Genomic DNA, 26,786 nt, shown 5'->3' on the forward strand with positions numbered 1-26,786 from the left:
ATGCTGACAGAAAAACATACAACGATAGGTGAAAAACATGAGAATAGCTTTTTTTGATTCAGGTTTAGGCGGTTTAACCGTGTTATCGGAGGCAATGAAGGAGCTGCCGCAGGAAGATTTTTTGTTTTATGCTGACACTCTCCATGTGCCTTATGGCACCAAAGCCAAGGAAGACGTGAAATCTTACATCCATCATGCGATGGAAACGATCATGAAGGAAGAAGTCAAGGCCATCGTCGTTGCATGCAACACGGCTACAAGCATGGCGATTTCCGATCTGAGAAAGGCTTATCCGATCCCGGTTATCGGGATGGAACCGGCCGTAAAGCCGGCCGTCGAAATTAGTCGTTCCAGTGGGAAGCGAATCCTGGTGCTTGCCACACCGCTGACCATAAAGGAATCGAAGTACAGGGATCTGGTTCGACGAGTCGACAGCATGCATATCGTGGACTCCCTGCCTCTTCCAGAGCTGGTGGAGCACTGTGAGGCTTTGAATTTCGATCAAAAGGTCATGAAGGATTACTTTACCAAGCAATTCGAATCCTTCGATATGAATGAGTACGGCACTATTGTCTTGGGCTGTACCCACTATCCTTTCTACAAAAGAATCTTATCGGATCTGCTGCCGGATCACATTCGCATGATAGATGGCAGTAAAGGAACCGTGAACAGACTCATTCAGATTTTAAGTGACCATGATCTGCTCAGCTCCAGCGGGAATCGGGATGTTAAGCTATTCAATTCGAGGCAATCCATGGAGTACACAGAGAAGATGAAGAAAGCGCTGAGTCTTTATAGAGAAATAGAGGGATAGGGTAACGGAGTCTGTATGGCTTTATGCGGCATATCAGATTACTTCACAATAAAGGGGGATAATGGGTGGAGATTCGCTATTTATCCGCTGTGGAATATGCCGTTTCCGGCTTGGCAGTCAACGAAATTATGAAACAAAGGTACTGTGTATTTGATTTGGAATCGACGGGCATCCACTATGAAACGGAACATATTACGCAGGTGGGTGCCGTTATCATTGAGAACGGTATCGTTCAGGAATCCCAAACCTTCAATTCGTATGTTCAGCCTCTAAAGCCCATTCCTGAAGCCGTTGAGCGGTTTACCGGCATATATAATACAAATGTAGAGCGTGCTCCGCGATTGAACGAGGTTTATAGCCGTTTTATCGAATTTATGAAGGATTGCGTGTTGGTGACACACGCAGGCTATGAATTTGATTTGCCTTTATTGCGGGCCGAATGCAACAGATTAGGCCTTCCCATGATGAACATATGCTGCCTGGATACCAAAGCCCTATTCTCTTACTTGCATCCAGAGATCGACTGCATCATATCAACTGATTATTTGATAGAGTACTATAAGGTGAACGATAAGGACCTAAAGCGGCATGATGCGCTAGGTGACAGTATTTTGATTGGGCGAATCTTTTTAAGCCTATTAGAGGAGTTTCAGGCGAGGAGTTTACGTGATATTCATTTCAAAGAAGAGGTTGTGGTTAAAAGGTTCCAGATAACGCCCTTGGTTTAAGGGATTATTGAGGTAAGGAGCAGCATAGGTCTAAGCTTTATTTATACCTATGGTAGAGTTCAATTACATATAAATTCTCCATATCCTGTCAGGCGTAGGTGTAGCATAATAGCCGATATAAACTTAATGATGAATACGCTTGCGTTTGGCAGGCAGGGAGGTTGCAAGATGAAGGGACAAACGGATATCGTTAAAAGATCCTGGGACGAATGGTTAGACTCGTGGTACGTAGGATATCGAACCGAAGAGGTTATTGCCAACATCATAAAACAACCTGATTCCGCGTTTCATCCCACAACATTCTCGATGATCATGAAGGCATTCCCAGACCTGCGGGGCAAACGGATATGTGTTCCTTCAAGCGGAGATAATCATGCCGTGTTTGCTTTTCATCTCATGGGGGCTCACGTCACTTCATGTGACATTTCGGAACGGCAGCTCAAGAACAGCTCAGTTATAGCACAGAGATATGGATGGGATATTGAGTTCATCTGTGACGATACCATGAAGCTGAGCAGCATCAAGAGCAATGAATATGATTTTGTCTACACATCGAATGGGGTCCATGTATGGATTCATGATTTGAATTCGATGTATACCCAGATCCAGCGAGTTCTTAAACCTGATGGGGCTTACATCATGTATGATATTCATCCATTTATGCGCCCATTTGGAACCAGCTCTACAGATAAGATCCATGTGGTGCATCCATATGACTCCACAGGGCCTTTTGGAGAAATACCAACGTATAAGTGGCGTATTCAAGATATGTTGAACGCCATGATGTCATCCGGTTTTACCGTTAAACATATGGAAGAAATGTTCGCAGTAGACGGTAGGTTCTGGGTGGATGAATCCAAAGGCGAGGCTAGCCGTTTGTCTGATCAAGATCTGGAAGATTTTCGTAACTGGCAATTGAACCCGCTTGCAGCGCTCCCTCAATGGTTATCGATTTATGCAACGAAATAATATAACAGAATAACAGACAACATATGACTCGACCTACGTTTGGATAATTCAACCACTGGAGCTGATGCATTCGAAGTGGGTGTCGTGCCGCAGGCTCTTTTAGTATGTGATTATCAAAGTGAAGTATTTCGTTTAATTAACCAATTAAGGGCTGAAACTCAAGATCAACACCGGGTTATTGGATGGTATTATCAAGAAAATGGTTTTATGCTTCCGGAGCCGCCGGCTGTCATTGCGTAGTTATTCCTAAGTTCAACGCGGTAGGTGTTCGGATGTTGAACAAATATACAGATAATTACGGTGAAGACCAGACCATATTTAATAAAACATTATACGAGTGCTTGCGGTTATAAAAGGTAGAGATGATAGTGCAACTATTGTTAGGTTGGCATGAGGATATGCATTACATGAAGGATATACGAACGGAGGTGGGGCAATACATATGCTGTACGGAATTCCAGTGAAGCCGGTAGCAAGAAGATGCGATCGGGATGATTTTTTGTTTTCCTTAATAGATAAGCCCGGGATGTATGCGCAGGTGCATTTAACCTGGAAATATGAAAGTCGGCGGAATGGCCCAAGACTTTGATGTTTCGTAGTTTTGATGAATGGGTTCAGGTGTCGATGTTAGCTGATAACAAGTGTTTTAGATCACTCTAAGAATGGAAGGATGCAGCCACATGATTGTTTTCATTGTTTTCATTTTGTTGGTCGGCTTGGCCGGGATTATCAGCAATCAATATTCTGCGTTGAGAAGAATGGAGCGCATGCAGCGTTCCCTGGATGAGCTAAACTATAATTTAATGGAGATTAATAATAAATCTAAAACTTGAATGAACAGGTAGTTAATATGAAATTATATTATAACCAATGGTATTTCAGAAGCAGTACCGTTCAGAGAAGAGTATACTTTATCTATGAAAACAGACTATTTAGACAGGTTGAATAAGGGACTGGTTACATTATGAATTTTAAGAAAGCCAAAAAAGAAATGAGAACGAAGTTTGAGATTGATTTGCTGCAAAAGGCACAAGCAAAAGAACCTACGAAGCCTCCACACCCTTGGACGGCCGAGGTTAGCATTCCAGCTGCCGGATGTATCGCTTGTGGTTGGGATGCCGAAGAGAACCTTGTTCTGATCAGCAGCAATGGATACAGTATTACGCAAGCCAAGTCGGGAACCTTGATTTACAGAGACCGGGATTCTGATGTAACCGAAGATCATATTAGCGATAACTACTTGAGTTTTCATATTCCTCAGAGTGGAGAGGACATTCCTATTTTTGGATTTGAGTCTGGCGATGGGATTCACATCACGCACGATGGTTGGATGCTTGAAGTTATTCACCCTTGGTGGCCAAGGGCTTCCGTTGTGTTGGATCAGGTGTTTGTCCCTAACTATGAATATCTCAAACAAGCCGTGATGATCGATTTGAACCGGCTGGATGGAAAAATAAAGTGCGGGTTTTCGCCGTCTGGTCGACATTTCGTTATTCTGGGGTCTGGCGGAGCGCTTTTGTATTCGAGGGAGCAGTAGATATATATCTACATAAGAGAGGTCGTTATATTTTTATCAGATGCTTAAGATAAGGGCAACGATCCAGAGGAGGGACCATTATCAGATGATCAAGTACAATATTTGTTTTGTTCGGCGCGGTGATGAGGTTCTATTGTTGAATCGTAACTCCCCGCCTTGGATGGGTTGCTGGAATGGCGTGGGAGGCAAGCTGGAGGCGAATGAAACCCCGCGAGACTCGATGTTACGTGAACTGGAGGAAGAGACACATATACAAGACTACAGTCTAACCTTTAAAGGCGTAGTGACTTGGTCCGTCAACGACTCGATTACGGGTGGTATGTATTTATATCTAGCAGAGGTGCCTGAGGATTACAGTTACCCTACACCGATCGCGACAGCTGAAGGAATATTGGATTGGAAACCCGTGAGCTGGATAACCGACGATGCAAATGCTGGGATTGCAGCTAATATACCGGGTTCGCTCAAACTCATCCTACATGATTCGAATTGCTATGATCATCGATGTACATATGAGGACGGTAAATTGGTCGAACAAACGCCGCTTCCGATCAGTTCCTCCATTGAAACGGATGAAGCGGCCAGAGAGGCGTGGTTAAATCAGTATCGGGGAGAGGAAATTGCAATTTAATCTCATAAGAACTTTGCTTATAAGTGTTACACCCATCCCTGCAAATTGAACGATTAAAGTACAGCGAGGACGAAGAAATGTAGCAGAACTACAATACATCGATCACGGAGATAAAAACACGATGAGCAAATTACTTCAAAAGGTGTTGGTCCCCTCATCTTACGGACACTTGCTTGCAGTGATCTGGATTCCTATCGGCATTATAATCTACATGAACTATCTAGCAGGCAGCATAATTATGAAATACATCTTGTGTTTTTTACTCGGGTTGCCCCTCATTGCCATCTCATAGCCATCTCATAGACTCTGGAGCGCCGATGCTCCAGGGTCTTTTTTATGACAGCAATAAGTTTCTCTTAAGGTCCTCTTAACGTAGATTTAACATTGGCAACCGTATAATGATGGGGAGGTGGTAGAAGAGATGCGTCTGCTAATAATCGAAGATGATCGTGAATTATCCTATGTCATGAAAGCGGGGCTTGAAAAAAGCGGGTTTCATGTCGATGTTGCCAACCAAGGGCTTGAAGGAGAAGATAAAGGATTTGTAAACCGGTATGATGCTATTTTGCTTGATTTGAATTTGCCTGACAAAGACGGGATGGATATCCTCTCCTTCCTACGGGAACAGCATATCGACACGCCAATCGTTATTGTTACGGCACGGGATGAAGTTGTTCAGAGGGCATTGGGATTAAATACGGGGGCCGATGATTATATCATCAAGCCTTTTGATTTTGTCGAGCTTGAAGCCCGGATTCAAGCTGTCATCCGCCGCTATTATGGGCGAACGAAGAATGAGATTGATATCGGCCGCATCCGAGTCTGTCCCCGTACACGGAAGGCCTACATAGATGGAATGGAGATCGCATTGTCCGCCAAGGAATTTGATATATTGGAGTATTTGGCTAGCCGAAGCCCGGATATCGTATCCAGCGAGGACATTGCGGAGCATGTGTACGATGAGTTTTTTGACCCGTTCTCGTCGGTGCTAAGGGTGCATATTGCGAATTTGCGCAAGAAATTAACCCTGCAAGGTGGGCAGGGGCTGCTGGTCACTATAAAAGGGAACGGGTATCAGTTATGCGGATAACCTCGATGAAAGTCAGCCGAGTTCTTCTGTATTATTCCCTTACGGTGACGGCCTGCCTGATTCTTGCATTCATTTTATTCATTAGCTCCATTACGGTCCCCGAGTCCAATCTGCCCACATATTTATTTATGATGAACATGAACAAAGTGACAATGCTCATACAAAACGGGGATTTTGGCGGCATGTCCTTCCTCGATCTGAAGCCGTCCATCATCAACAAGAGAAACCTGGAGGATTATTATGTGGGAGCGCTGCTTCAGCATATTCCTATCTTGATTCTGTGTCTTGTAGGCATACTCGTAACAGGGACCTGGGTATTGTCCAAAATTTTGAAGGTCCAGCATGAGAAACAGGCCCTCCTATTAGCCAAGCAGTTAAGCAGCATGGACGAGGAACATATCATCATGGAGCAGCATCCTGCCATTGTTAAGGCTTATCAGGAGATTAAGAGTAAATTCGAAGCCTACACCCTGGATTACGTCCGGCTTAGCGCTTACGTGACGCATGAGCAGAAGAATATCCTTTCCTTGCTCCGAGCCAAATTGCAGCTTTCAGACCATGGGGAGCTGACGGAAGAGGTGGATAAGGTTACGGATAGCCTCGACGATATTTTGACATTGAGTGCCTCCAAAGAAAATACGACCATGGAATTAGTCGATACAGCCCTTCTGTGTGCTAATGTATGTGACGAATATCGGAGGCTGCACCCGAACATCCATTTTGATTTTGATGACGATGCCAACAACACCGTAATCGGGCGGGAGCTCTGGATAAGCCGGGCTGTCACCAATCTGGTGTCCAATGCGGTGAAGTATGGCGGGAACAGTGAAATCCATGTGTCGGTCTGCAACAGGAAGGGAAGCGTGATTATAGCGGTCTCCGATGGAGGAGAAGGCATTGACGAAGCGGAGCAGGAGAAGCTGTTCGATTACCAGTATCGGGTCGGCAAACTCAAGAAAGACGGCTACGGCATCGGACTGAGTCTGGTACGCCATGTGTGCGAGCTCTGCGACGGATTGTGCTGGGTAGAGAATAGAGGCGCTAGAGGCACTACCTTTTATATGATATTCCCGGAAGCCTTAACATTAGATTAACATGGCATTCATTAGAATGGGATTGTCCAGGGTGGCAGTGAACCCTTCGCTGCATCTTAGGCCAATAACAAAAGGGAGGATAACCATGTACATCTTTCAACATGCCATGAAAAACATCGGCCGAAACAAGGGACGAAACCTGCTGATGGGAATCATCGTCCTGGTCATCATCGTTGCGACCGTCATTTCGCTGATTATCAACAACACGTCAGGCAGGATCATTGACGACTATAAAACACAGTTTGGCTCCAAAGTCAGCTTGGCTCCCGATCTGGAACAAATGTACAGCAAGGGAGCGGATTATGAAAAAGTCACGTCGGAGCAGTATTTGGAGTTTGCCAATTCAGAATATTTGCGCCAGAGCACCTTCTCTGCCATTGTGCCGAGTGTAAGTGACAACGTCAAAGCGGTGGACCAGGACAAGGAGCCAAAGGGTGGGAATATCAAGCTTCAAGGGCCGGGGGGAGCATCCAAAGCCAATCCTACGATGAAACTTGTGGGAAACTCTAACCTGGAGAACCTTGCCGAATTCTCGGACGGACAGAGATCCATCACGGAAGGCGAAATCTATAAGGAGCCCAATGAAAGTATCGTGAGCAAGGAGTTTGCAGAGCTGAACGATATCTCGGTCGGGGATACGATTGAGGTGAACAGCGTGATGGGCGAGGGCGATCCGTATACATTGACCGTTACCGGAATCTATCTGGACTCCACGGCAGAATACGGGGACATGCCGATGGAGATGAGTTTTATGAACCGCCGCAACGAAATCTTGACGAGTTTTGATACGGTAATGGGGGATGATCCATCGTCAGCAAGTGCAGTCAACATTCAGGCCACTTATTTCATGAAGAGTCCGGATCTATTGCCTGAGTTCGAAAAGGAGCTGCGTGACAAAGGGCTTCCTGCTTCCTATACGGTAAGCACCGATGAGGAGAGTTATGCCAAGGTTGTTGGCCCGGTCGAAGCGATGAAGGGAATCTTCTTAACATTTATGATTGTTGTGATTATTCTGGGTTCGATTATCCTTGCGCTGTTGTCTTCCATCACGATCAGGGAGCGGAAATATGAGATCGGGGTTCTACGGGCGATGGGGATGAAAAAAGGCAAAGTCGCTGCAGGACTCATAAGCGAGGCGCTTATGATTACGGCCGTCTGCCTTGTTGTCGGGCTGGTCATTGGAAGTGCGCTGTCGCAGCCTACGGCCAACACCATTCTGCAGAATCAGATCGAAGCAGCGGAACAGGCAAAATCCGCAAGCGGACCCGGTAAATTTCTGATGGTCGGGGGACAGAGCAATATGAGTAACGTAACAGCCCCGCCGATCAGCCAAATCGATGTCGGGCTGGGGATGGATACCCTTTTACAAATTGCACTTATAGCGCTGCTGTTAGCAGCGGTCTCCAGCATGATGAGCATCAGCCGAATTACGAAATACGAACCCATCAAAATTTTGATGGAACGGAACTAGGGGGCGCATGAAATATGAGTGTATTGGCCTTGCAAAATGTATCGTATCGCTATGAAGGTGCAAAACAGCTTGTACTGAAAAACGTCAATGTGGCGTTTGAGAGCAGTAAAGTGTATACCATTGTAGGAAAATCCGGTTCTGGCAAATCCACCTTGCTGTCTCTCCTGTCTGGCCTGGACGTATGTGCGAACGGGGAGATCTTGTATAAAGGAGATAGTCTGAAGTCGCTCGACCGCGACTATTATCGAGCGAAAAGCATCGGCGTTATTTTTCAAAGCTTTAATCTGCTCACTACGGCGACGGCCGTCGAGAACATTGTGCTGTCCATGAATATAAGCGGCAGTAAGGAAAAGGACAAAAAGGCGTTTGCCTATTCGCTACTGGAAAGAGTGGGGATCAACCGGGATACGGCAGATCGTCGAATATTGAAGCTGTCAGGGGGAGAGCAGCAGCGCGTTGGCATTGCACGCGCCTTGTCGCACAATCCGGATGTTCTTATTGCCGATGAGCCGACCGGGAATTTGGATCGGGATACGGAAGCCGAAGTGTTGAATATTCTGATGTCCCTCGCACATGATCATGGAAAATGCGTCATTATCGTTACCCATTCCAAAAAAGTCACATCGGTAGCCGACGAGGTGTGGGGACTCTCGGAAGGGAAACTGCTCTATATCAAATCTTAACTAAGTTTATATAGAAAGGCTGAACATATATGAGCAAAAAGAAAATACATGTCTCCAGCATCATTCTGTACGTTCTTGCCGGATTGCTAACGCTGTATGCGGCTTGGGCAGCGTTGGAGTCGCACGGCTATATTTCCAGCATGATGGAACAGAATCAGATCAGCGTGAGTGGAAGCGAGTATGATATTGTGAACTTCTATATGGCGAACAGTGCACAGTATGTGTTGTTTGCCGTAATCCTCGGGACTCTCGGTTGGATGCTGCAGCAGAATGCTACGGGTCAACCAAGCCAAGTTACCTTCGCACGGCAGCAGGCGGGCTCTATTCCCTCCAATAATCGATCCGTTGAATCGGACGGGGAAGATTTCGAGGAGTGGTTCCGGAATAATCAAAATTAGTAGAAGTGTGGAAATTGAGAAGTAGAGGACCAAGGATGGATCCTGGGTCAATCGTGAATCCGGAATAAAAGGAACCAAAAAGAACCTCCCTAATTGGAGGTTCTTTTTGGTTCCTTCCCGGGCACAAATCATCTATTATAGAGGAAAGGAAAATTCTTCTATTTGGAATTGAGGCGATATTCTTGTTTGGGTATATGAAAGAATTTCATGAATATATCTGAAGCTCTTACAATTAGCAGAATACGAGATGGAGACAGACGAGAAGCGTATAGCGTATGGGTACCAACCTAGCTCACACGAAGATTTGATTCTTTTGAGAGAAAAGTATCTTTCGGAACGGGTAGCAGGAACGGGAGATGAGCTATCCCAAATTAAAAATCTAACGCAATGGGTGAATGAACGGCTTCCATATGGGAATGTGAGGCCGCCGGAGCAAGTTAATGCATTACATGTTTTGGGGCTTTCAGATTCAGAACCTATCCAGATGAATTGCTATGTGATTGCTACTGTCTTGAATGAAGTATTCTTGAGCCTAGGGTTCCATTCTCGCAGAGTTCATTGCAGATCCTATGATGCATATGATTTGGATAGCCACGTGGTAACACTTGTTTATTCTAATACGCTGAGCAAATGGGTCTGCATGGATGGTTCATGGAATTGCTATCTTACCGATGATAGTAGAAATCCTCTTAGTTTAGAGGAATTTCGGGAACGCCTTTCTTCCAATCAGCCCGTTTGGGTTAATGGTGAATCGGCGGAGACGGACTGGAGCATTTTTTATAAAGGTTATATGGCCAAAAATATGTTTTGGTTTTACGGTCCTGTTGATAGTGAATACAATTATGAAGCTCGTATGGAGAAAGACTATTGTGCCTTATTGCCGGAGCACTTTACTCCAATTGAACTGATGAGAGAAATACCTGAACATCAAAGCGTACAAATTAGTAGAAACCCGCAAAACTTTTGGAGTCGTCCATCCACCATAATGGATAAACCGAGAGAAAATAAGGTTATGGCATAGTTACCGTTATTAACATTACTTGTCTAAAAACATGCTTTGTTCATAGGAGGGGATTGTATTGAAGGACACCAGCTTGGATTTTTACGAAGGTCTTGCGGACACATATCATTTGATATTTAAGGATTGGTATGAGGCGCTTCAATGGCAGGGTGATTTCTTCAATCGATTTATTCGTTCGTTACACGCAGTGGAACACGAGGGTCCGATTCATCTCCTGGATGCATCATGTGGAATAGGAACACAGGCTTTGGGAATAGCACGTTTTAGCGCTATAAGATGCTCGTAAATGAAGGAGTGACTCAGTTGAACAAAGTGATCGATTATTATAATGCCTTCGATGAATGGGGGCGCTTGGATAGGGAGCCCATTGAATTTATCGTCAATCTGCATCATATCTTGAGTATGCTGCCTGAGAAAGGTCACGTGCTGGATAACGGAGCGGGACCTGGGAAGTATTCGATGGAATTAGCGAAGAACGGTTACGATGTGACCTTAACCGACCTTACGCCAAGATTAGTCGAGATTGCGGCTGCTAAAGCTGAGGAACTCAAGTTAACCGGCCAGTTCAAAGGATTTCACCGTGCCAATGCCAACGATCTTAGCCTGTTTCAGGATGAGCTGTTTGACGCCGCACTGATGATGGGACCGCTGTACCATTTACAGACAGAACAAGATCGGTCTGCGGCCGTCCGGGAATTGTATCGCGTTACACAAGCGGGTGGCTACGTATTTGTGGCATTCATGACCCGAATTCGGCATCTGATGACATCATTATCATTTCCGGAACATTGGAAACCGAATGATACGATCAGCAGCATTAAGGAATTTGTTAGGACCGGGATATTCAACCATAGCGATGAAGGACGATTTACCGGTGCGTATTATTACAACTTAGAGGATATCAAGCCGTTCATGGAATCGCATGGCTTCAAGACGATTAAATTGATAGGCTCGTCAAGCATAGCAGGCTCCTTCAAGGAGGAGCAGTTCGATTATTGGCGGTCCCGTGGGGAAGATGAATTCCAGGAAGTAATGAAACTGATCTATCAGGAAGCGGAGGACCCCAGCATTTTGGGAGTCTCATCTCATTTATTGTATATTGGGCAGAAACGATAAGGAATTATAAATACGAGTGGTTGGGGTACTTTATACTTTTTTTGAGTACTAGTCGAATGAGTCAGGGGGATAGAGATGATCGTACAAGAAGTTGATGACCTGGGTGCAATAGACATAGCTGAGCTCTTGACTGAAAGCAAGAGAGAAGGATTCAGGAATATCCATAGGCTAGTGAATGATTATAATGAGGGCAGCAACAGGTTTCAGCATGAAGATGAAGCCTTGTTTGAATGTCGGGTTGGTCATAGAGTGATCGGCATTTGCGGGTTGAATCGTGATCCGCATTCTAACGGAAGCATAGGCAGGATCCGCAGATTGTATGTGTTAAAGGAATTTCGGAGTCATGGTGCCGGGAGAAGGCTGGTCGAAGCGGTAATTCATAAGGCGAGTAATTATTACAGTAAACTTGTGTTAAGAACGGACAACCCCAAAGCAGCTGATTTTTATATGAAGCTGGGTTTTAAAGAAGTGAAGGGTGACGTACGGATCACGCATGAACTTGGGTTTGGATGTAATCATGGCTGCCATGCCTCGATCCTATAGTGTAAAAAAGACCGCCGTGAAGGCAGCCTTCCTACCCCTCGTAGGCTTGCTGTAACGTCTGCATATCGATTTTTGATTTCGTCTGGAGTAAAGCCTTCATGACGCGTACGGATTTTGCCGGATCGGAGTCGGTTATCATTTCGCTTAAGTTAGCCGGGACGACCTGCCACGATACACCGAACTTGTCCTTCAGCCAACCGCATACTTGGGCTTTCTCGTCGCCGCCCTCAGACAGCTTCTCCCAATAATAATCCAATTCTTCTTGGGTTTCGCAATGCACAATAAATGAAACGGCTTCATTGAAGGTAAAATGCGGACCGCCATTTAGGGCAACAAAATGTTGGCCTTCCAGCAGGAATTCCACAGTCATTATTGCACCTTCGGCAAATGTATGGTTGTCATTTTTTTCTGCACCGTAGCGCGTGATGCGCTCGATCTGTGAATTTTTAAAAATAGAGACGTAATGCTGGGCTGCTTCCTCGGCTTGGTGATCAAACCACAAGTTTGGCGAAATCTTCTGGACTCTATTCTTCATAATTCCAACTCCTTCATCACAAAGGTAATAGAATGTAATGCAATCGTACCATATCCTTCTTACCATGATTTCTTTCCAATTGCGATTTATTCAGTGGACGTCATTTCACATTAGACGTGCATGGGATCGTGAGAGGGACGTCTGAGAGATGGAGCAGCATCTGTTACGTATCATCGACAAGAATTGTGCAGCCGGAAGTGTTGTGAATTATAACGAATCTAAGGACCTGTGAAAGCGGAAGTATATCTTATCTATAGGAGGCTGTTATCATGTTGATGCCAACACATATCGTCGCTGTCGGCGGCATAGTTGAGAATGAACGCGATGAGATTCTATTGGTGAAGGGGCGGAGCGGCTGGGTTTTTCCAGGCGGGCAGGTGGAAGCCGGAGAGAATCTGATGGAGGCTTTGATTAGAGAAATCAAAGAGGAGAGCGGCATGGATACCATCGTTTCCCACCTGATCGGAGTCTATTCCAATACATCAACCTATCCGGGACACAGCGGAGTTGCCGTGGTTCCAACGAAAGTGATGATGGATTTTGCGTGTAAGCCTATGGGCGGCGAGCTGGGGATCTCGGACGAAACGACGGACAGTCGTTGGATCCCTAAGGATGAAGTGCTTCAATTGATTACGGCCCCGGCCATTCGTACGCGATTTCAGGCTTATTTGGATTTTAATCGAGAGGTCGTCTATATGGAATATATTACGAAGCCGGAGTTTGAAATTAAGTTGAGACGGAATATCTAAGAACTACGAAATGGTCTGATAATGGATCGAAAGGAATATTCGCATGGAAGAAGTCATTGTCACCCCGTACAATCCGGACTGGAAGAATGAGTTTGAACGGGAACAAGATAAAATTAGGTTGGCTCTGAAGGGACTCGACGTACACATCGAACATATCGGGAGTACGGCAATTACGGGATTAGGATCGAAACCGACCATTGATATGATGGCTGGTGTTTTGAGTTTAGCGCTAATAAATGAACAATATATAGAGAATCTGGCCAGAATCGGGTATGAATATGTGTTTAAACCGGAGTTCCCGGAGCGGCTTTTCTTTCGAAGAGGGCAATGGCGGGCGGGGACACATCATCTTCATGTTTACAAGTATCAAGGCCAACAGTGGAACGACCAGATTTTATTCAGAGAGTATTTAAAGAACCATCCGGACACACGGGATCAGTATTATTCCTTAAAAAAAGTTCTGGAAAGCCAGTTCAAACATGACCGCGTGGCCTATACCAGCGGCAAGGCTGATTTCATTCGTGAAGTGATCCGAAAGGTAAGGCAGGATACAGATTTAGTCGAGGAACTTGATGCGGAAAGGAATTAAAGATGATGTCCGAATATTACTGGGATTCTACAATCGAATATCTGAGGAATACAAGAGGGCTATACTATAACGATGATTATCTGGAGTTTCTTGTTAAGAATGTCTGGAAAATGAGTACTCCCATTAACATTGTGGATTACGGTTGTGGTTATGGGTATCTAGGATTAAAGCTTCTCCCGTTATTACCCGAAGGTTCAACCTATACAGGGATAGATAAAGGCAAGGATTTGATTATGGAAGCAAGAGAAGTGTATGAAAAGCTACCCTATTCTACTGAATTCATTCAAAGAGATATTGAGGATATGTTTGTGGAACGTCAGTATGACGCTGCGATCTGCCATGCATTTTTATTACATATGGCAAGACCTCGGGAGATTCTTCAGAAAATGATGGATAGTGTACTGGACGGCGGACGAGTCATTTGTTTTGAGCCTCATTGGATTGCTAATACGGCTAATTATGGCTTCGATGGAATTCAGCATTCTGAAGTCGTCCGTCTAGGCATATTACAGAAATTGTATGAAACGAGCGCCAAAGATAGCGGAAAAGACGGAAATATCGGCATGAGGCTCCCTATTCTTCTAAGTCAGCTGGGATTACGGAATGTGGAATGCCGAGTCAGTGATAAAGTGAATTTTTTAGATCAGAATATGGATGCTGCTGAGAAGGTTCGGCTTTTTCAGTCCTTGAAGGAAGAAGGCATTGGGCAGGAACTGGAGGATCCGGTTAAGGTAGTGGAGCAGATGGTACAGAGAGGTTTATCAGTGGAAGAAGCCCAAGCCCAATATGCCGCTGAACTCAAGTTGTTCCAGGTGTTTAATAGCGACTCGTGGTTGACTTATGCACCGAATATGAAGATCTCATTTGGCACGGTTGGTCGAGAATAAACTGCTTAAGGAGCCCTATGAAAATTGGATTGGTAAGACATTTTAAAGTTATACATAAATGGGATAGGAAATGGATGACGTCCGATCAGTTCAATGCTTGGGTCGAAGCTTACAACAACGCTGAAATAGAACAATCCGACCTGGACTATGATTATTCGGAGTGGACTGTCTGCATATCCAGTGATTTACCTAGGGCCATTCAGACGGCAGAAACGATATATCCAGGCCCTATCATCGCAACGAATCGGTTAAGAGAGATTGAGGTTCAATCGATTCATCCTTTGGGAAATCTAAAGCTTCATTACCACATGGAAAGGGATTTGTACAACCCCGGAATGGAGCCATGTACATTTTCGAAAAATAAGCGGAGTACAACTAAAGAGAACCTATGGGTTCTCTTTTTCCGTTGAAGCGTGCTACAACCACTCCTGGTTGAATTATGATGCCGGATACGGTACCATCATTGCACTAGTAAATGTTGTAATCGGCCAGTAAAGGAGTCGTATCTGCGATGACCAAGGTACTTGTAGTGGATGATGAGATCAGTATCTCAAGTGCAGTTGCCTATGCGCTGCGGAGGGAAGGATATACGGTGGAGACGGCTGGAGATGGGCAGGAAGCGCTGGAAAGTGTGGAGTCTTTTGATCCCGACGTGATGGTGCTGGACGTCATGATGCCGAAGCTTAGTGGGTACGATGTCTGTCGCAAGCTCGGGGACCGGCAGCGCCCGGCCATTCTGCTGTTGACGGTGAAGGACGATATTGTGGATAAGGTGCTCGGACTGGAGCTTGGTGCGGATGATTATATGACAAAGCCCTTTGATATGCGGGAGATGATTGCCAGAGTGAAGGCTTTGTCCCGAAGAAGCCGCACGCCTGAGGCCGCTGGGCAGCAAGTCCCGGAACAGCATGTCATCCGGATATCCGGGCTTACCATTAATCTGTTAAATCGCACCATTCACGCTGAAGGCAAGCCCCTTGAGCTCACGCCGAAGGAATTTGACCTCATGGCTCTCCTGGCCCGGAATCCGGAACGGGTATATTCGCGCGAGGCCTTGCTTGAACAGGTATGGGATATGGATTTTGCCGGCGGCACGCGTACGGTAGATATTCACGTCCAGCGATTGCGCAAGAAGCTGGGGAACCAGCACGAAGTGATCCAGACCGTTTATGGGATTGGATATAAAAGCACGGAGATTCCATCATGAGCATAGGAAAGGTGCGTTTCGGCTTAAAGTGGAAAGTCGCGCTGCTACTCGCTTTGCTGCTGATCGCCGTTGTGGTTGTTCTAAGCACGTTGGTTCTTGCCGGGATACGGGAGGATCAGCGGGTGCGCCTGGAGCAATCCTTCGCACAGGAAGCCGAAGCAGCCAATCTCAGAATTCATCAGGAATTACTGACGAATCCTGAGATGAAGCCGGATGAATTTATGGAAAATGTCGGTCAACGGCTGGCCGTCGATCTTGGAACCCAGAGCGGTATGCCGGTGACGCTGTATAAGCTGGATGGTACATTCACAGGGACTTCCCTGCCGTTCCAGCCGAAGATGGATGTACAAGACGCGCTTGCTTATACGGCGCAAGGACGTTCCGCCTATATAACCGAGGGTGACCAGCTGCTCTATCTTGCTCCGCTTCGGCATATGGAGGAGCCGATTGGAACGATTCAATTCCACGCCTCCCTGGCTGAGCAGCACGCTTTTTATGACCGGATCCAGAACTTGTTTATCGTGACGGGCCTTGCGGTGCTGGCCGCCGGCTTCCTGATCGGTTTTCTGTATGTCTGGCGGCAAGTGCATGTCATCAGCAGGCTGAACCAGGCTGCGCAGAGGATCGGTGAAGGCGTCTACCTTTGCGAGCCGACGGTGAAGCGAAGGGATGAGCTCGGCGAGCTTGCGCAAGGCATATATGAAATGAGCGGGCGAATTTCCTCATCGGTGAGCCAGCTCACGGAGGAGAAGCAGAAGCTGCTGGATGCCATCGAAAGACTGCAAGAGCTGGAACAGCAGCAGAAGCAGTTTATCGGGAATATCAGCCATGAGTTGAAAACGCCGCTGACCTCTATATTGGCTTATGCGGATCTGCTTGAAATGTATCGCGATGATCCCGCCCTGCTGGAGGAAGCCAGAGGACAGATCGGCAAGGAAGCACAGCGTCTATACCGCCTGGTAGAAAAGGCGCTTCAGTTATCGTCCATGGATATTTATGAATTCGAAACCCATGCGGAACACGTAGATCTCATGCCGATTCTGGAAGAGGCGGCAGCCCGGTTAGAGGCTAAGGCAGAGCAATCTGACATTACGATTCAATCATCCTTAATGGGTGGTAAGGTATGGGCTGATCCGGAGAATCTGATGCATATGGTTCTGAATCTGCTGGATAACGCCATTAAATATAACAGGCCCGGAGGGAGCGTTACGCTCTCGAACGAAGTGGATCAGGATCCTTATGGCCAAGATCGTATGATCATTAAGGTAAGCGATACCGGAATCGGAATACCGGATGATGCCAGAGAACGGATCTTTGATCCGTTTTATACGGTGAGCAGCGACCGTTCCAGGGTTCACGGAGGAACGGGACTAGGGTTATCCCTGGTACGCAATCTGGCAGAGAAACAGCACGGCTCCGTTCAGCTTGCGGAATCGGGTCCCGGCGGTTCTACGTTTGTGATTGCATTGCCGCTAAATCGGCCACAATCCTCAGAGGTTATTTCCACAGAAGAAAGTTCAGACTTGGAATAAGGTCTGGACTTTCTTTTTTCGAGGGTACCTGTTTGTTTACAAGTTCGTTACAAGCTCGATATCGTATCGAGATATTCACATTCTATACTGAGTTCAACAGGGAAATAGGCGGCATGCCAAGATACATTCTGTGCTGCTGCCGAAGCGCCTTGGGGGATATGCCATTGGGAGGAACCTGTTATGAGAAACAGAGTAGGGAAGTATGGGTTCAAGTTGATGTCTGCTGTTGTTATTGCTGCAGCCCTGACGGCTTGCCAATCCCAGGATCGGATGACGATCGTGGAGCCAGGCAACAATCAAACCGGCCAGCCCCCTGTATCGAATGCTGGAGAGACGGCATCGGGAGAGCGCAAACTTACGGTTGTAGAAGGAGCGAGTGGTCCATCCGGTCAGGAAGTGGTTGTGAATCAGACGCACCGGATCGCCTCGTCGAACATTGAGACATGGCTGTCGGAGAATGAGGTCAAGGTGCTTACAACCAAGCTGATCAAGGAAGCGACCGAAACGGAAGAACCGCAATATGCTTATTCCTCCGAAGCAGTGAACGTAAGTACAGGTGAGCGGCGTGAGCTCACGAATCATGAAGAGTCGCATCCAGGCGAACATCTTGTCAAAGAAGAAATCTCGCCGGACGGTAAATATAGTTTTATTCAGAAATGGAGGGATATGTATAAGGCTGATAATTTCCTGAAGGATCTTAGTACAGGCAAGAGCATACCGGTTAAGGGCGACAATTACATGGAGATCGGAGGGTGGCTGGATACAGACACCTATGTTCTTGCAGCAGGCTCCATGAGCGGCAAAGGCGATATTCGTCTCATTTCGACGGACGGCACTTATACAACCATAGCTATTGAGGATGAGGATGTTGAAGTCTACAACCAGTTCGGGGCGAGTAAAGGCCGGATCTATTATATCGATGTAAACCAGGTGCTGAAGGTCGTTGAACCGGGGCAATCGAAGCCGGTACAGCTTATTGAAAATGTATGGAGCTTCACCATCTCGCCGGATGGAGAGTACATTGCCGTCTCCACAGCGACCAACACGGAAGGGACCTCAGGGAGCAATTTACTGATCTATGACGCAGCCGGCAGCCTGCAAGGATCCCTTATCGGAAAAGGAAATCTGATTTCTTACCCGTCTTGGTCGCCGGATTCTGCCAGACTAGCTTTTGATGTATATTCGGAGAATGAAAGCGGGATGAACGGAGTGTATGTATTTGATACGGCTTCAGGAAAAGTAAGCTGGATGGCGCCCTATTATTCGGCGGTGCATCCTGCGGCCCATCCGGTCTACCCGCTGACTTGGAGTCCATCTGGAAAAAGACTGGGAATTACGATTGACGATAAAGAAGCGTTGATTGCGACGTATGTCATCGATTTTAAATAAAGATATCGAGCTTCATACTATGACTCATCGACTTGGAAGGTTGGTGAGACAACGAGGGGAATGGATGAAATGAAACCGTTGAAAAAAACAATCGTGGCGGTTGCCGTGCTGGGAATGACGTTAACGGGAGCAGCAGGTGTCTATGCGGGAGCCAACTTGGAGAAAATCTCGGCTTACCTGAATCACAGCATCGGTATCAAAGTGGATGGAGTCGTATATAACACAGGCAAAACATTGACTCCGATCACGTATCAGAATACGACATACCTGCCGGTTCGCGCGATGGCCGATGTGCTGGATGTACCCGTGCAGTACGATGCGAAGAATAACCTGGTGCTGATCGGAAGTAATCCTGGAAACGGTCAGACGACCGAGCTGACCAACGTGAAATACAGTGATGCCGAGCGAAAAGAAATCAAAAGCGCATTCGCCAAATTTGATGGTTTTCAAACACCGTATGCTCCAACTCAGATGGAAAAAAACGATATGTACCAAAAGACAGGCGCATCGGAAGATGGCGTTAACATGTTATTCAAACACATGACGGTATATATCTCCCCAAGAGACTATTCTCATGGATATGACAGCAAATCGGTTACGTTGTCCAATGGGGTTAAAGCGAAATGGTATACACCGGATGATACGGACATGCTGGGCTTTCAGATCGATGATCGTTTTGTGACAATCAGCTCACCGGAGCATTCCTTAAGTAGAGCACAGCTGGAGAAGGTTGCTGTAAGTGTTGCCCAATTGAAATAAATATAGAAATAAAAGAGATAGAGATATGGGAGCCTCGATATTTCCTGGGCAATCCAATTCTAGTATATGTAAGAATAAGTTTTAGTTTTGCATTGATTTTATTGGGAGTTTACGCATAATAGAAACTAAGGGAGATGATTCCACTTTGAATGAAAAGAATATCAGTACGGATGTTAATGGGGATTTAATTGTTACTCATCTGATAGGGAAGATAAACACGGATGATGTTATTGAATGGTTTAATGGTTTTGAAAATTCATGTCAGCAGTTTATTGGTAAGGGACTGAAATACAAATTGTTGGTGGATAGAAAAGGATATACTCCAAACCACTTCTCCGTTCAAAAAGTATGGAAAGAAAAGTTCTTTAATGACACTATCCTGAATCAAAGCAAGGCCATTGCGTTTCTTCTTGAAGAAGGGGAGATCATGAATTACCTGCAGCAATCCAACACCAAAGAATCCGTTAAATTTTTTGATGATTATGAACAAGCACTCAATTGGTTAAACAACTATCCAAGTTAAGTATTTATGTTGAACCAGTTGCTCACTAGCAACTGGTTTTTCTTATGCTCACAGCTTTACGTTGTGGCGAGATTGGCTTGCTTGCAAACTTTTAACAATATTTATCAAAAGAGCTAAAAAAGAAGCAGCATGATCGCCGCTCCTTCTAAAATCCATTAATTACGCTGCAATAACAGGTAACCGCTAATGCTGGATGTTCTTTGGCGAAATACGATTTTGAAACCTACATCATGATCCAGCAAACAGGCTAAGGCAGTTCTTAGCAATGCATTCGGCGTCAAATCAGCTCGGCAAGGAGAAGCATTGCCAATGACACGAGCAGCAACGATTCTACGCGGGGAACCCGCAACGAGAGGGTTTCTTGACCAGCTGATTAATACTAAATCCGGCTCTGGAACAGCACGGACACGACCCATTTGAATCACCTCTTTTACTATAGTAGAGTCAGTATATTAAATGATAATCTGCTATGAAGTGTGCACAGTAAAGGCGGAGTTTTTTAAGATCGTGGTTGCAACCCAATCTGACGGAAGGGGAGATGTGGTGTGAATTCTATGAAAATGAAGGACATGATTAATGAGTATGTGAGAGCCTATAATTCTTTTGATATCGAGGGGATGATTGCCCTTCTGCATGAGAAGATAGAGTTCAGAAACATATCAAGCGGATCGATCGACGTGGAGACCAAAGGAATCGAGGAATTTCGAGAGATCGCCGAACAGTCCAAGTCGTTATTCTCCTATCGTTGTCAGACGATCATTGGTTATTCGTTCGAAGATGACAAGACTCAGGTTGAGATCGACTATGAGGGTATTCTTGCTGAAGATCTCCCCAACGGTATGAAGGCCGGCGAGAAGATTCATCTGAAGGGAAAGTCCGTATTTGTGTTTAGAGACGATAAGGTAGCAGTGATAGAGGATCATAGTTGATTGAGCAGATGTTACTCAGGTGCACCTGAGTTGATCATTCCAAACTGTATTAGCGCCACCTCTTGTGTTGGTGGAAAGGCAGGAAGAGTTTATCTATAGTCGTTTAATCCCGGAAATAGGGTTCCTACACATGGTATTATTTGGTTTAGTGTACTGAGAAAAGGGAGTGAGCGATTGAGGCAAATCAACATCGATCGAAGCAGTCCGGAAGAAGCGCTTGCGGTACGGACGAACTTGATTCAATATAACGCACAGCATATCGCAGAAGATTTGCAGCAGAATTACGAGGAGATCAACTTACATATAAAGGATGAGAATGGTGAAATCGCAGGCGGGATCAATAGCGTGTTTTGCTGGAATTGGATTGAGGTCGATATTCTATGGGTGGATGATCGATCCCGGGGGCGGGGCTACGGTTCAAGATTGTTACAGGAGATCGAGAGGATAGCCAGGGAAAAGAAATGCACCTTCATCAAGCTCAATACGTTCAGCTTTCAAGCGCCGCTGTTCTATCAAAAGCATGGATTTCAAGAGATTGCACGTATCGACGATGCCCCAAGAGGGCATCAGCATTATTATTTGATAAAGCATTTGGTGTAGAAACATTAAGCCGGGTTTATGAAGGAAGGTCAATGAATAAAACCAACAACCATCCAAAGGAGCTTGATATGATTAGATTGCAGCCCATCGATAAGGATAATTGGACCGAATGCATCAAGCTGAAAGCGAAGCCGGAGCAAGAAGGCTTTATTGCCTCCAATCTGTATTCGATTGCCCAGTCTCAATTTCTTGAACATTTTGAAGCGATGGCTATTTATAAGGAAGAGACGATGGTAGGATTCGCGTTGTATGGCTTGGACTCGGATGACGGGAACTACTGGATTTACCGTTTGATGATCGACGGTAACTTTCAAGGGAAGGGTTACGGTAAAGCGGCGTTGCGATACATAATTGAAGAAATCCGAAACAAACCTGACCGGACGGATGTCCTTATGATAAGTTTTGATCCGAAGAACGAACAGGCCAGGCAGCTTTATGTCAAAGCGGGTTTTGAGGAAATCGGCGTCATGCCGTGGTCGGAGGGTGAATCCGTAGCGAAGCTGATGCTGTAAACCCTCAGCCTACAAGTGTGCGGAGAGGATAATGCTGATATGAAAATCATAGTGACTGGCGGATTTAAGGATCTGCAAAGCGGGAAGGCAAACATTTTAAGAACTTGATATGTCTTGCATCACGATAAAAAGGGAGTGCCTACTGTTTGTGACAGTTGTGCACTCCCTTTTAGTAGCCTATCTAGAGATCGGCTTCATACCCTAATAATTGGGTGAAGTCCTGGAATGTATCCGCGTAATAATACATCACTTCAATCTTATTATTGTCATCGGTGGCTTTCTGACCCTTGCTCCGGATAATGGGAATGAACTCCGCATAGGATGCGCCATTTAAAGCTATTCGAACAGGCTGTTTAGGGTTGCTTAATTGTTCGTAAGTATAAAAGGAAGGCTCCCCGTTCACGTTGATCTGCAAGTCGATTTTCTCCGAAGCCTTCACGGCCAGATAGAACTCCGGTACAGAATCGGGATTCACTAAAGCAAAATCAGCAACCGGACTTATTCCGTGTCCAGACGGAGATCCCGCATAGATAAAGTTTCTTGTTCCATTTGGGATGAGATCATCTGCCGATGGTTCCTGGACATGGTCGCTGTCCTCATAAAAGTCGTATATGCGATGCAGGACGACTGCGGTTTCGGCTAACGTTACCTTTTGATTCGGACGAAAATACCCTTTCGCGTCAGGTTTCATGATGCCGGCCTCGGCAAAGCCGAGCAGCGCATAAGCTTTAACGTAATCGAGATCGGAGGCTAAGGAAGGCCCCCATTTTTTGTCTTGCATCAATCCGATTTCGGGTGCCAATGGTTGATAGGCGTACTTCCATTTTTCGTATTGGTTATAGGAATTGAAATACCTTTTGGGAAGATCTTTGATCTCCCGCAGCCTGGCAATCTCCTCACTTTCCAACACTTCCACAGAATATCCAATATCAACGAACAGCGCATTCAGCGTAATCAATAAGTCCCAGCGTGTTAACACTTTCTCCGGTATAAACTTGAAGGTTTCGTCATGATAATTGATTTTGTCGGCGGCGGCAATTAATCCGCCTGGCATGCTGCCGTATACATCTTTAAAGATCTGGTAGGATGAATGTGCATTTGGGACCCCCGGTATCTTGATGTTCTTATCGCTATCGACCCGTAAATCGGTAAACAGCCGGTGAACCATGAGCGTGAGATCGGACTTAGTTACCATCCTGCCTAAAGTTTTTGTTCGATGCTCCATATTCTCAAAAACTCCATGAGATCTAAGGAAATCAACGGATTCATTGGCCCAGCCATATTTGGCTTGACTGGTTTCCGCCGCGCTTGCCATGGATGTCATGCACAACGATAGAATGAGGGTAAAAGATAATAATCGACGCCACCTTTTTAGAATCATGAAATCCTCCTGTATATATCTATGTATTGGATTAATATTCCTCCATTGTAGACGACAAATTATGACAGAAGCAATGTTTTTATGAATACTTACACAGCAATAAGGAGTTGACCTGCTCACACCTCTGGTTTGAACGTATCGGATGAGGAGCGAATATTGGGATGTCGAACGATTGGCGGAATTTTTTCAATGTAACCGTTGACAATACGGAACAAAATGGTAATATTTTAAGTCATTAGATATATAGCGGTTAAATTGGTGGCTATTGGCTTCTTTCAAGACGATGTAATAACAGGTTACTGCTATCTGAGATAGTGGATGCAATGCAGCCTATGACGGAGGAGGTATGTATGGGAATAGACTGGTATGACATGATCGCACGAAGGAATGGCGGCTACAAAGGAAGAGCGGTGTGTACCGTCGTCGGCAGGTCGGCGGAAGAGGTGTTCGAGGAGCGGTTAGTGGAGATGCTACCGCTGTTTCAATCGGTGCTGGATGCAGGCTGCGGGCATGGCGAGTTCACGCTTCGGATGTCCAGGCATGCTAAGAACATCATTGGTTTTGACAACTCCGCGGAGATGATCCGAATCTCCCAATCCTTACTGGAAAGCAGCGGAATGAGTAATGTGGAATTTGTGTTTGCCACAACGAAGACCGAGTTGCCCTTTCAAGATGCTCAGTTTGATCTCATCTATGACCGCAGAGGTCCTACCTCGATCCTCGAACATCCCAGGATATTAGCTTCAGGCGGCACCATTATCGGCATACATAATGATGTGACTGCCGTTCGAAGGCGATTGTCGGAGAATGGCTACATGAATGTCGAGATTGAGGAGTATAATGAAGCGATTACTTACTTCCCGAATGCCCGCGAATTTGCATTGTTCCTGTCGGATGTGCCGGGGAATCCCGATTTCACCTTGCCGGAAATGAGGGGTGAACTCGAGGCCAAGATACGGGAGAATCAGATCGACGGGCAGCTTGGAGTCCGTGAACACAAATACATCTGGAAAGCGATGAAGAAGTGACGTCAAGTCGTTTATCATACCGAATAAGGAGTGTTGCGTTATGGATCATGAGTTCAACCGGAAGTGGCTGGAGGACAAATTTGAAAACATCCGCAGCCGTACCTTAAAAGTGCTGGTGCAGTTAAACGATGAGCAAGTCAATTGGCGGCCCAACCATTCCAGTCTGAGCATTTCAACGTTGATCAGGCACATCGAAGGCAACATTCAAGAGCGGGTGATGAAAGGGATTCTGCACAAAGACATCACGCGAAACCGGGAGGAAGAGCTGACGCAGGTTTTTGTCAGCCGGGATGATCTGATTCAGATTGTACAGAATCGGTTTCAGTTCCTGATCGATACGGTAAAATCCATGTCGAGTGAGGACTTTGAACAGGTCCAGCCGGTACGCGGTAAAGAACAAAGCAATCTCGACATACTGCATCAATGCGCCACGCATTATTCGGAGCATATGGGTCAAATTTTTTATATCGCGAAGCAGTGTTTGGCGGTTCAATATAAAGCTACATCGATCTAATAAGCAAGTCCCCCTTAGCTGGGATATTCAGCGATCAAGGGGGACTTTTATTTTACGGTTGACCTGGAGAAGGGGTCTGGTTGGTCTCTTTTTTCTGCATAATGCTCGTCAGCGGCTCGGGCTCCCGATACGTGATCGATTCATTAACCCCGGCATCCAGCTGCCCGTTATTGAACTGTACGCCGATAAGATGCGTACCGGATGGCGCTGAAATGCCCAAAGAGCGTCCGCTGGTGGAGGTTCCGTTCAGGCCCTGATTGTTGCCCGGCGTGAAGACGGCCAGGAGTTGAGACGGTGAGAGATCTTCCCCATCAGCATTATAGTTGGCAAGGAACTGCTCCATGCTCAGGTCGTAACAGCAAGGCTGCTTCTTGATCCAGATCACCTTGGTTTCATTAGGACGGATGATGGTGTCCGTGCTGTAACGATCCTTCGTAATGGTCCAGCGGTTGGACTTGGATTTATCGAACGGAAGAGCAGGGTCGTAATAGTAGTAGATTTGATACCCTTCCAGGTCAATTTCCCGATCCGTGGGGTTGTAAATCTCCACATAATTATAATTCCCTTGCTCGTTCGAGTTAGCGACCACCTCGGTGATGTGCAGAGCGGTGGTTAAGGGCAGCTTAGGTACCGTTTCTTCGGTGGTTTTATCGGATCTTTGCAGGGTACCTTCCATCATGACGGGATAATGATCGCTAGGGTATTGGCCGACTTCATTGTAATTAATAATCTTGCTGTGCAGGACATTCCAGCCCTGGCTGTGCAGAATCCAGTCGATCCGGTTTCCGCTGCCGCCGCCCGTAGGGTCCTTGTAATTATGAAAGGTTCCCAGGTCATCGTTGGTGCGTTTCTTGGCGGTGACATGTCCATCTGACATCCCGTTGCTTGTAAAAATCGAATACGTATCGCTTCCCGGACGGGTATTGAAATCGCCGGTTACGACAACGGGGATATCCGAGGCAAAAGCCTTCATTTTGTCGACAATGAGTTCGGCGCTCTTCTGCCGGGAAACTTCGGATTGGTGATCCAGATGCGTGTTGACCATATAAAAGGTTTTGCCGTTCTGAAGATCCTGGAAGCGAACCCAGGTTGCCATCCGTGGAATCTGATTCCCCCAGCTGGCGGAGCTGATCGTCTGCGGCGTATCGGACAGCCAGAAGTGAGACTGTTCCAATGGCTTCAGTCGTTCCGTATTATAAAAGATCGCCATATACTCGCCTAAGCTCCCGCCTTCACGTCCGACTCCGATCCGACCATATCCCGGTAAATCATTCTCCAGATCGAGGATTTGCCGGTGAAGCCCTTCCTGCGTTCCGATGACGTCCGGTTTATACTCCAGGATGAGATTCTTGGTGACAGGGCGGCGTTTCTCCCAAGGTTGACTGTCATTGGCGGCATAACGCAGGTTGAAGCTCATAATACGCAAAGGCCCAGGCGATGCTTCCGCGGTACCTCCCAGCTCGCCGGAAGGGGAGAGCGACGCCGTCGTCAGAAATGTTAGCATCATGAACAGGCTGGTGATTTTGGGGACTCTCATTAAAGTTCCTCCTTTGTCAT

The 26,786-nt window shown here is 46.2% G+C and carries 30 protein-coding genes; 27 read left to right on the forward strand and 3 right to left on the reverse strand.

Annotated features, from left to right (window positions below):
* Positions 1-37 precede the first annotated feature (37 nt).
* From murI to DP091_RS07555, 14 genes are all read left to right on the forward strand, one after another.
* Entirely contained in the window at positions 38-814 is a 777-nt protein-coding gene (murI, locus tag DP091_RS07485) for a glutamate racemase (RefSeq protein WP_113057736.1), read from the forward strand.
* A gap of 65 nt (positions 815-879) precedes the next feature.
* Positions 880-1,542 (forward strand): 3'-5' exonuclease, encoded by a 663-nt coding sequence (locus DP091_RS07490; RefSeq protein ID WP_113057737.1) that lies wholly within the window; start codon positions 880-882, stop codon positions 1,540-1,542.
* A gap of 168 nt (positions 1,543-1,710) precedes the next feature.
* Complete coding sequence (locus DP091_RS07495; protein WP_113057738.1) at positions 1,711-2,511, forward strand: class I SAM-dependent methyltransferase; 801 nt, start codon at positions 1,711-1,713, stop codon at positions 2,509-2,511.
* 680 nt (positions 2,512-3,191) lie between these two features.
* Positions 3,192-3,344 (forward strand): hypothetical protein, encoded by a 153-nt coding sequence (locus DP091_RS31280; RefSeq protein WP_181469748.1) that lies wholly within the window; start codon positions 3,192-3,194, stop codon positions 3,342-3,344.
* Between the two features lie 131 nt (positions 3,345-3,475).
* On the forward strand, positions 3,476-4,048 hold the full coding sequence (locus DP091_RS07505) for a hypothetical protein (protein ID WP_113057739.1): 573 nt from the start codon (positions 3,476-3,478) through the stop codon (positions 4,046-4,048).
* Positions 4,049-4,133: 85 nt separating this feature from the next.
* A complete protein-coding gene (locus DP091_RS07510; RefSeq protein ID WP_113057740.1) occupies positions 4,134-4,679 on the forward strand; it encodes an NUDIX hydrolase in 546 nt (181 codons plus the stop codon).
* Positions 4,680-5,100: 421 nt separating this feature from the next.
* Complete coding sequence (locus DP091_RS07515) at positions 5,101-5,769, forward strand: response regulator transcription factor (RefSeq protein WP_113057741.1); 669 nt, start codon at positions 5,101-5,103, stop codon at positions 5,767-5,769.
* Positions 5,770-5,774: 5 nt separating this feature from the next.
* Entirely contained in the window at positions 5,775-6,863 is a 1,089-nt protein-coding gene (locus DP091_RS07520) for a sensor histidine kinase (protein ID WP_181469749.1), read from the forward strand.
* A gap of 85 nt (positions 6,864-6,948) precedes the next feature.
* A complete protein-coding gene (locus tag DP091_RS07525) occupies positions 6,949-8,334 on the forward strand; it encodes an ABC transporter permease (protein ID WP_113057743.1) in 1,386 nt (461 codons plus the stop codon).
* A gap of 14 nt (positions 8,335-8,348) precedes the next feature.
* On the forward strand, positions 8,349-9,017 hold the full coding sequence (locus DP091_RS07530; protein ID WP_113057744.1) for an ATP-binding cassette domain-containing protein: 669 nt from the start codon (positions 8,349-8,351) through the stop codon (positions 9,015-9,017).
* Between the two features lie 29 nt (positions 9,018-9,046).
* Entirely contained in the window at positions 9,047-9,415 is a 369-nt protein-coding gene (locus DP091_RS07535) for a hypothetical protein (RefSeq protein ID WP_113057745.1), read from the forward strand.
* 247 nt (positions 9,416-9,662) lie between these two features.
* Complete coding sequence (locus DP091_RS07540; RefSeq protein ID WP_113057746.1) at positions 9,663-10,436, forward strand: transglutaminase domain-containing protein; 774 nt, start codon at positions 9,663-9,665, stop codon at positions 10,434-10,436.
* Positions 10,437-10,739: 303 nt separating this feature from the next.
* Positions 10,740-11,552, forward strand: a complete 813-nt coding sequence (locus DP091_RS07550; protein ID WP_113057747.1) for a class I SAM-dependent methyltransferase — start codon at positions 10,740-10,742, stop codon at positions 11,550-11,552.
* Between the two features lie 75 nt (positions 11,553-11,627).
* Positions 11,628-12,095 (forward strand): GNAT family N-acetyltransferase, encoded by a 468-nt coding sequence (locus DP091_RS07555; protein ID WP_113057748.1) that lies wholly within the window; start codon positions 11,628-11,630, stop codon positions 12,093-12,095.
* Between the two features lie 31 nt (positions 12,096-12,126).
* On the opposite strand, the gene DP091_RS07560 is transcribed toward DP091_RS07555, so the two are convergent.
* The gene (locus DP091_RS07560) at positions 12,127-12,630 is read right to left on the reverse strand and encodes a VOC family protein (protein ID WP_113057749.1); all 504 of its coding nucleotides are present in this window, start codon (positions 12,628-12,630) and stop codon (positions 12,127-12,129) included.
* 269 nt (positions 12,631-12,899) lie between these two features.
* On the opposite strand from DP091_RS07560, the gene DP091_RS07565 reads away from it, so the two are divergent.
* The 11 genes from DP091_RS07565 to DP091_RS07625 all read left to right on the forward strand — a co-directional run bounded on the left by DP091_RS07565 (position 12,900) and on the right by DP091_RS07625 (position 22,306).
* Positions 12,900-13,379, forward strand: a complete 480-nt coding sequence (locus DP091_RS07565) for an NUDIX hydrolase (RefSeq protein WP_113057750.1) — start codon at positions 12,900-12,902, stop codon at positions 13,377-13,379.
* Positions 13,380-13,422: 43 nt separating this feature from the next.
* A complete protein-coding gene (locus DP091_RS07570; protein ID WP_113057751.1) occupies positions 13,423-13,968 on the forward strand; it encodes a GrpB family protein in 546 nt (181 codons plus the stop codon).
* Between the two features lie 5 nt (positions 13,969-13,973).
* Positions 13,974-14,855: a class I SAM-dependent methyltransferase gene (locus DP091_RS07575; RefSeq protein WP_113057786.1), complete on the forward strand. Its 882-nt coding sequence runs from the start codon at positions 13,974-13,976 to the stop codon at positions 14,853-14,855.
* 511 nt (positions 14,856-15,366) lie between these two features.
* The gene (locus DP091_RS07585) at positions 15,367-16,062 is read left to right on the forward strand and encodes a response regulator transcription factor (RefSeq protein WP_113057753.1); all 696 of its coding nucleotides are present in this window, start codon (positions 15,367-15,369) and stop codon (positions 16,060-16,062) included.
* Complete coding sequence (locus DP091_RS07590) at positions 16,059-17,594, forward strand: sensor histidine kinase (RefSeq protein WP_113057754.1); 1,536 nt, start codon at positions 16,059-16,061, stop codon at positions 17,592-17,594. Before DP091_RS07585 ends, DP091_RS07590 begins: the two co-directional genes overlap by 4 nt.
* Before the next feature lie 180 nt (positions 17,595-17,774).
* Positions 17,775-18,983, forward strand: coding sequence for a WD40 repeat domain-containing protein (locus tag DP091_RS07595; RefSeq protein ID WP_113057755.1), 1,209 nt, complete (start codon positions 17,775-17,777; stop codon positions 18,981-18,983).
* 69 nt (positions 18,984-19,052) lie between these two features.
* Positions 19,053-19,742, forward strand: coding sequence for a stalk domain-containing protein (locus DP091_RS07600; RefSeq protein ID WP_113057756.1), 690 nt, complete (start codon positions 19,053-19,055; stop codon positions 19,740-19,742).
* Between the two features lie 91 nt (positions 19,743-19,833).
* Positions 19,834-20,265 (forward strand): SpoIIAA family protein, encoded by a 432-nt coding sequence (locus tag DP091_RS07605; protein WP_113057757.1) that lies wholly within the window; start codon positions 19,834-19,836, stop codon positions 20,263-20,265.
* Between the two features lie 545 nt (positions 20,266-20,810).
* On the forward strand, positions 20,811-21,194 hold the full coding sequence (locus DP091_RS07615; RefSeq protein ID WP_113057759.1) for a nuclear transport factor 2 family protein: 384 nt from the start codon (positions 20,811-20,813) through the stop codon (positions 21,192-21,194).
* 174 nt (positions 21,195-21,368) lie between these two features.
* Complete coding sequence (locus DP091_RS07620) at positions 21,369-21,794, forward strand: GNAT family N-acetyltransferase (RefSeq protein ID WP_113057760.1); 426 nt, start codon at positions 21,369-21,371, stop codon at positions 21,792-21,794.
* Positions 21,795-21,862: 68 nt separating this feature from the next.
* Positions 21,863-22,306 carry a GNAT family N-acetyltransferase gene (locus DP091_RS07625; RefSeq protein WP_113057787.1) on the forward strand — a complete coding sequence of 148 codons (444 nt, stop codon included), beginning with the start codon at positions 21,863-21,865 and terminating at the stop codon, positions 22,304-22,306.
* 181 nt (positions 22,307-22,487) lie between these two features.
* On the opposite strand, the gene DP091_RS07630 is transcribed toward DP091_RS07625, so the two are convergent.
* Positions 22,488-23,687, reverse strand: a complete 1,200-nt coding sequence (locus DP091_RS07630) for an S-layer homology domain-containing protein (RefSeq protein ID WP_113057761.1) — start codon at positions 23,685-23,687, stop codon at positions 22,488-22,490.
* A gap of 350 nt (positions 23,688-24,037) precedes the next feature.
* On the opposite strand from DP091_RS07630, the gene DP091_RS07635 reads away from it, so the two are divergent.
* Both DP091_RS07635 and DP091_RS07640 read left to right on the forward strand, forming a co-directional pair.
* Positions 24,038-24,715 carry a class I SAM-dependent methyltransferase gene (locus DP091_RS07635; protein ID WP_113057762.1) on the forward strand — a complete coding sequence of 226 codons (678 nt, stop codon included), beginning with the start codon at positions 24,038-24,040 and terminating at the stop codon, positions 24,713-24,715.
* Between the two features lie 40 nt (positions 24,716-24,755).
* Positions 24,756-25,229 (forward strand): DinB family protein, encoded by a 474-nt coding sequence (locus tag DP091_RS07640; RefSeq protein ID WP_113057763.1) that lies wholly within the window; start codon positions 24,756-24,758, stop codon positions 25,227-25,229.
* A gap of 52 nt (positions 25,230-25,281) precedes the next feature.
* Here the strand turns inward: DP091_RS07640 and DP091_RS07645 are convergent, their stop codons facing one another.
* The gene (locus DP091_RS07645) at positions 25,282-26,766 is read right to left on the reverse strand and encodes an endonuclease/exonuclease/phosphatase family protein (protein WP_113057764.1); all 1,485 of its coding nucleotides are present in this window, start codon (positions 26,764-26,766) and stop codon (positions 25,282-25,284) included.
* Positions 26,767-26,786: the final 20 nt, after the last annotated feature.

Origin of the sequence: Paenibacillus sp. MDMC362, assembly GCF_003269305.1 — a bacterium.
In the GTDB taxonomy this organism is placed as follows: domain Bacteria; phylum Bacillota; class Bacilli; order Paenibacillales; family Paenibacillaceae; genus Paenibacillus_AQ.

Excerpts from the sequence above, each read along its gene's own strand:
- DP091_RS07495 (WP_113057738.1), top strand. The coding sequence starts at position 1,711 with ATGAAGGGACAAACGGATATCGTTAAAAGATCCTGGGACGAATGGTTA.
- DP091_RS07560 (WP_113057749.1), bottom strand. The coding sequence starts at position 12,630 with ATGAAGAATAGAGTCCAGAAGATTTCGCCAAACTTGTGGTTTGATCAC.
- DP091_RS07530 (WP_113057744.1), top strand. The coding sequence starts at position 8,349 with ATGAGTGTATTGGCCTTGCAAAATGTATCGTATCGCTATGAAGGTGCA.
- DP091_RS07625 (WP_113057787.1), top strand. The coding sequence starts at position 21,863 with ATGATTAGATTGCAGCCCATCGATAAGGATAATTGGACCGAATGCATC.
- DP091_RS07585 (WP_113057753.1), top strand. The coding sequence starts at position 15,367 with ATGACCAAGGTACTTGTAGTGGATGATGAGATCAGTATCTCAAGTGCA.
- DP091_RS07575 (WP_113057786.1), top strand. The coding sequence starts at position 13,974 with ATGTCCGAATATTACTGGGATTCTACAATCGAATATCTGAGGAATACA.
- DP091_RS07565 (WP_113057750.1), top strand. The coding sequence starts at position 12,900 with ATGTTGATGCCAACACATATCGTCGCTGTCGGCGGCATAGTTGAGAAT.
- DP091_RS07540 (WP_113057746.1), top strand. The coding sequence starts at position 9,663 with ATGGAGACAGACGAGAAGCGTATAGCGTATGGGTACCAACCTAGCTCA.
- DP091_RS07510 (WP_113057740.1), top strand. The coding sequence starts at position 4,134 with ATGATCAAGTACAATATTTGTTTTGTTCGGCGCGGTGATGAGGTTCTA.
- DP091_RS07520 (WP_181469749.1), top strand. The coding sequence starts at position 5,775 with ATGAAAGTCAGCCGAGTTCTTCTGTATTATTCCCTTACGGTGACGGCC.
- DP091_RS07570 (WP_113057751.1), top strand. The coding sequence starts at position 13,423 with ATGGAAGAAGTCATTGTCACCCCGTACAATCCGGACTGGAAGAATGAG.
- DP091_RS31280 (WP_181469748.1), top strand. The coding sequence starts at position 3,192 with ATGATTGTTTTCATTGTTTTCATTTTGTTGGTCGGCTTGGCCGGGATT.
- DP091_RS07590 (WP_113057754.1), top strand. The coding sequence starts at position 16,059 with ATGAGCATAGGAAAGGTGCGTTTCGGCTTAAAGTGGAAAGTCGCGCTG.
- DP091_RS07515 (WP_113057741.1), top strand. The coding sequence starts at position 5,101 with ATGCGTCTGCTAATAATCGAAGATGATCGTGAATTATCCTATGTCATG.
- DP091_RS07635 (WP_113057762.1), top strand. The coding sequence starts at position 24,038 with ATGGGAATAGACTGGTATGACATGATCGCACGAAGGAATGGCGGCTAC.
- DP091_RS07630 (WP_113057761.1), bottom strand. The coding sequence starts at position 23,687 with ATGATTCTAAAAAGGTGGCGTCGATTATTATCTTTTACCCTCATTCTA.
- DP091_RS07505 (WP_113057739.1), top strand. The coding sequence starts at position 3,476 with ATGAATTTTAAGAAAGCCAAAAAAGAAATGAGAACGAAGTTTGAGATT.
- DP091_RS07600 (WP_113057756.1), top strand. The coding sequence starts at position 19,053 with ATGAAACCGTTGAAAAAAACAATCGTGGCGGTTGCCGTGCTGGGAATG.
- murI (WP_113057736.1), top strand. The coding sequence starts at position 38 with ATGAGAATAGCTTTTTTTGATTCAGGTTTAGGCGGTTTAACCGTGTTA.
- DP091_RS07640 (WP_113057763.1), top strand. The coding sequence starts at position 24,756 with ATGGATCATGAGTTCAACCGGAAGTGGCTGGAGGACAAATTTGAAAAC.
- DP091_RS07595 (WP_113057755.1), top strand. The coding sequence starts at position 17,775 with ATGAGAAACAGAGTAGGGAAGTATGGGTTCAAGTTGATGTCTGCTGTT.
- DP091_RS07645 (WP_113057764.1), bottom strand. The coding sequence starts at position 26,766 with ATGAGAGTCCCCAAAATCACCAGCCTGTTCATGATGCTAACATTTCTG.
- DP091_RS07555 (WP_113057748.1), top strand. The coding sequence starts at position 11,628 with ATGATCGTACAAGAAGTTGATGACCTGGGTGCAATAGACATAGCTGAG.
- DP091_RS07525 (WP_113057743.1), top strand. The coding sequence starts at position 6,949 with ATGTACATCTTTCAACATGCCATGAAAAACATCGGCCGAAACAAGGGA.
- DP091_RS07535 (WP_113057745.1), top strand. The coding sequence starts at position 9,047 with ATGAGCAAAAAGAAAATACATGTCTCCAGCATCATTCTGTACGTTCTT.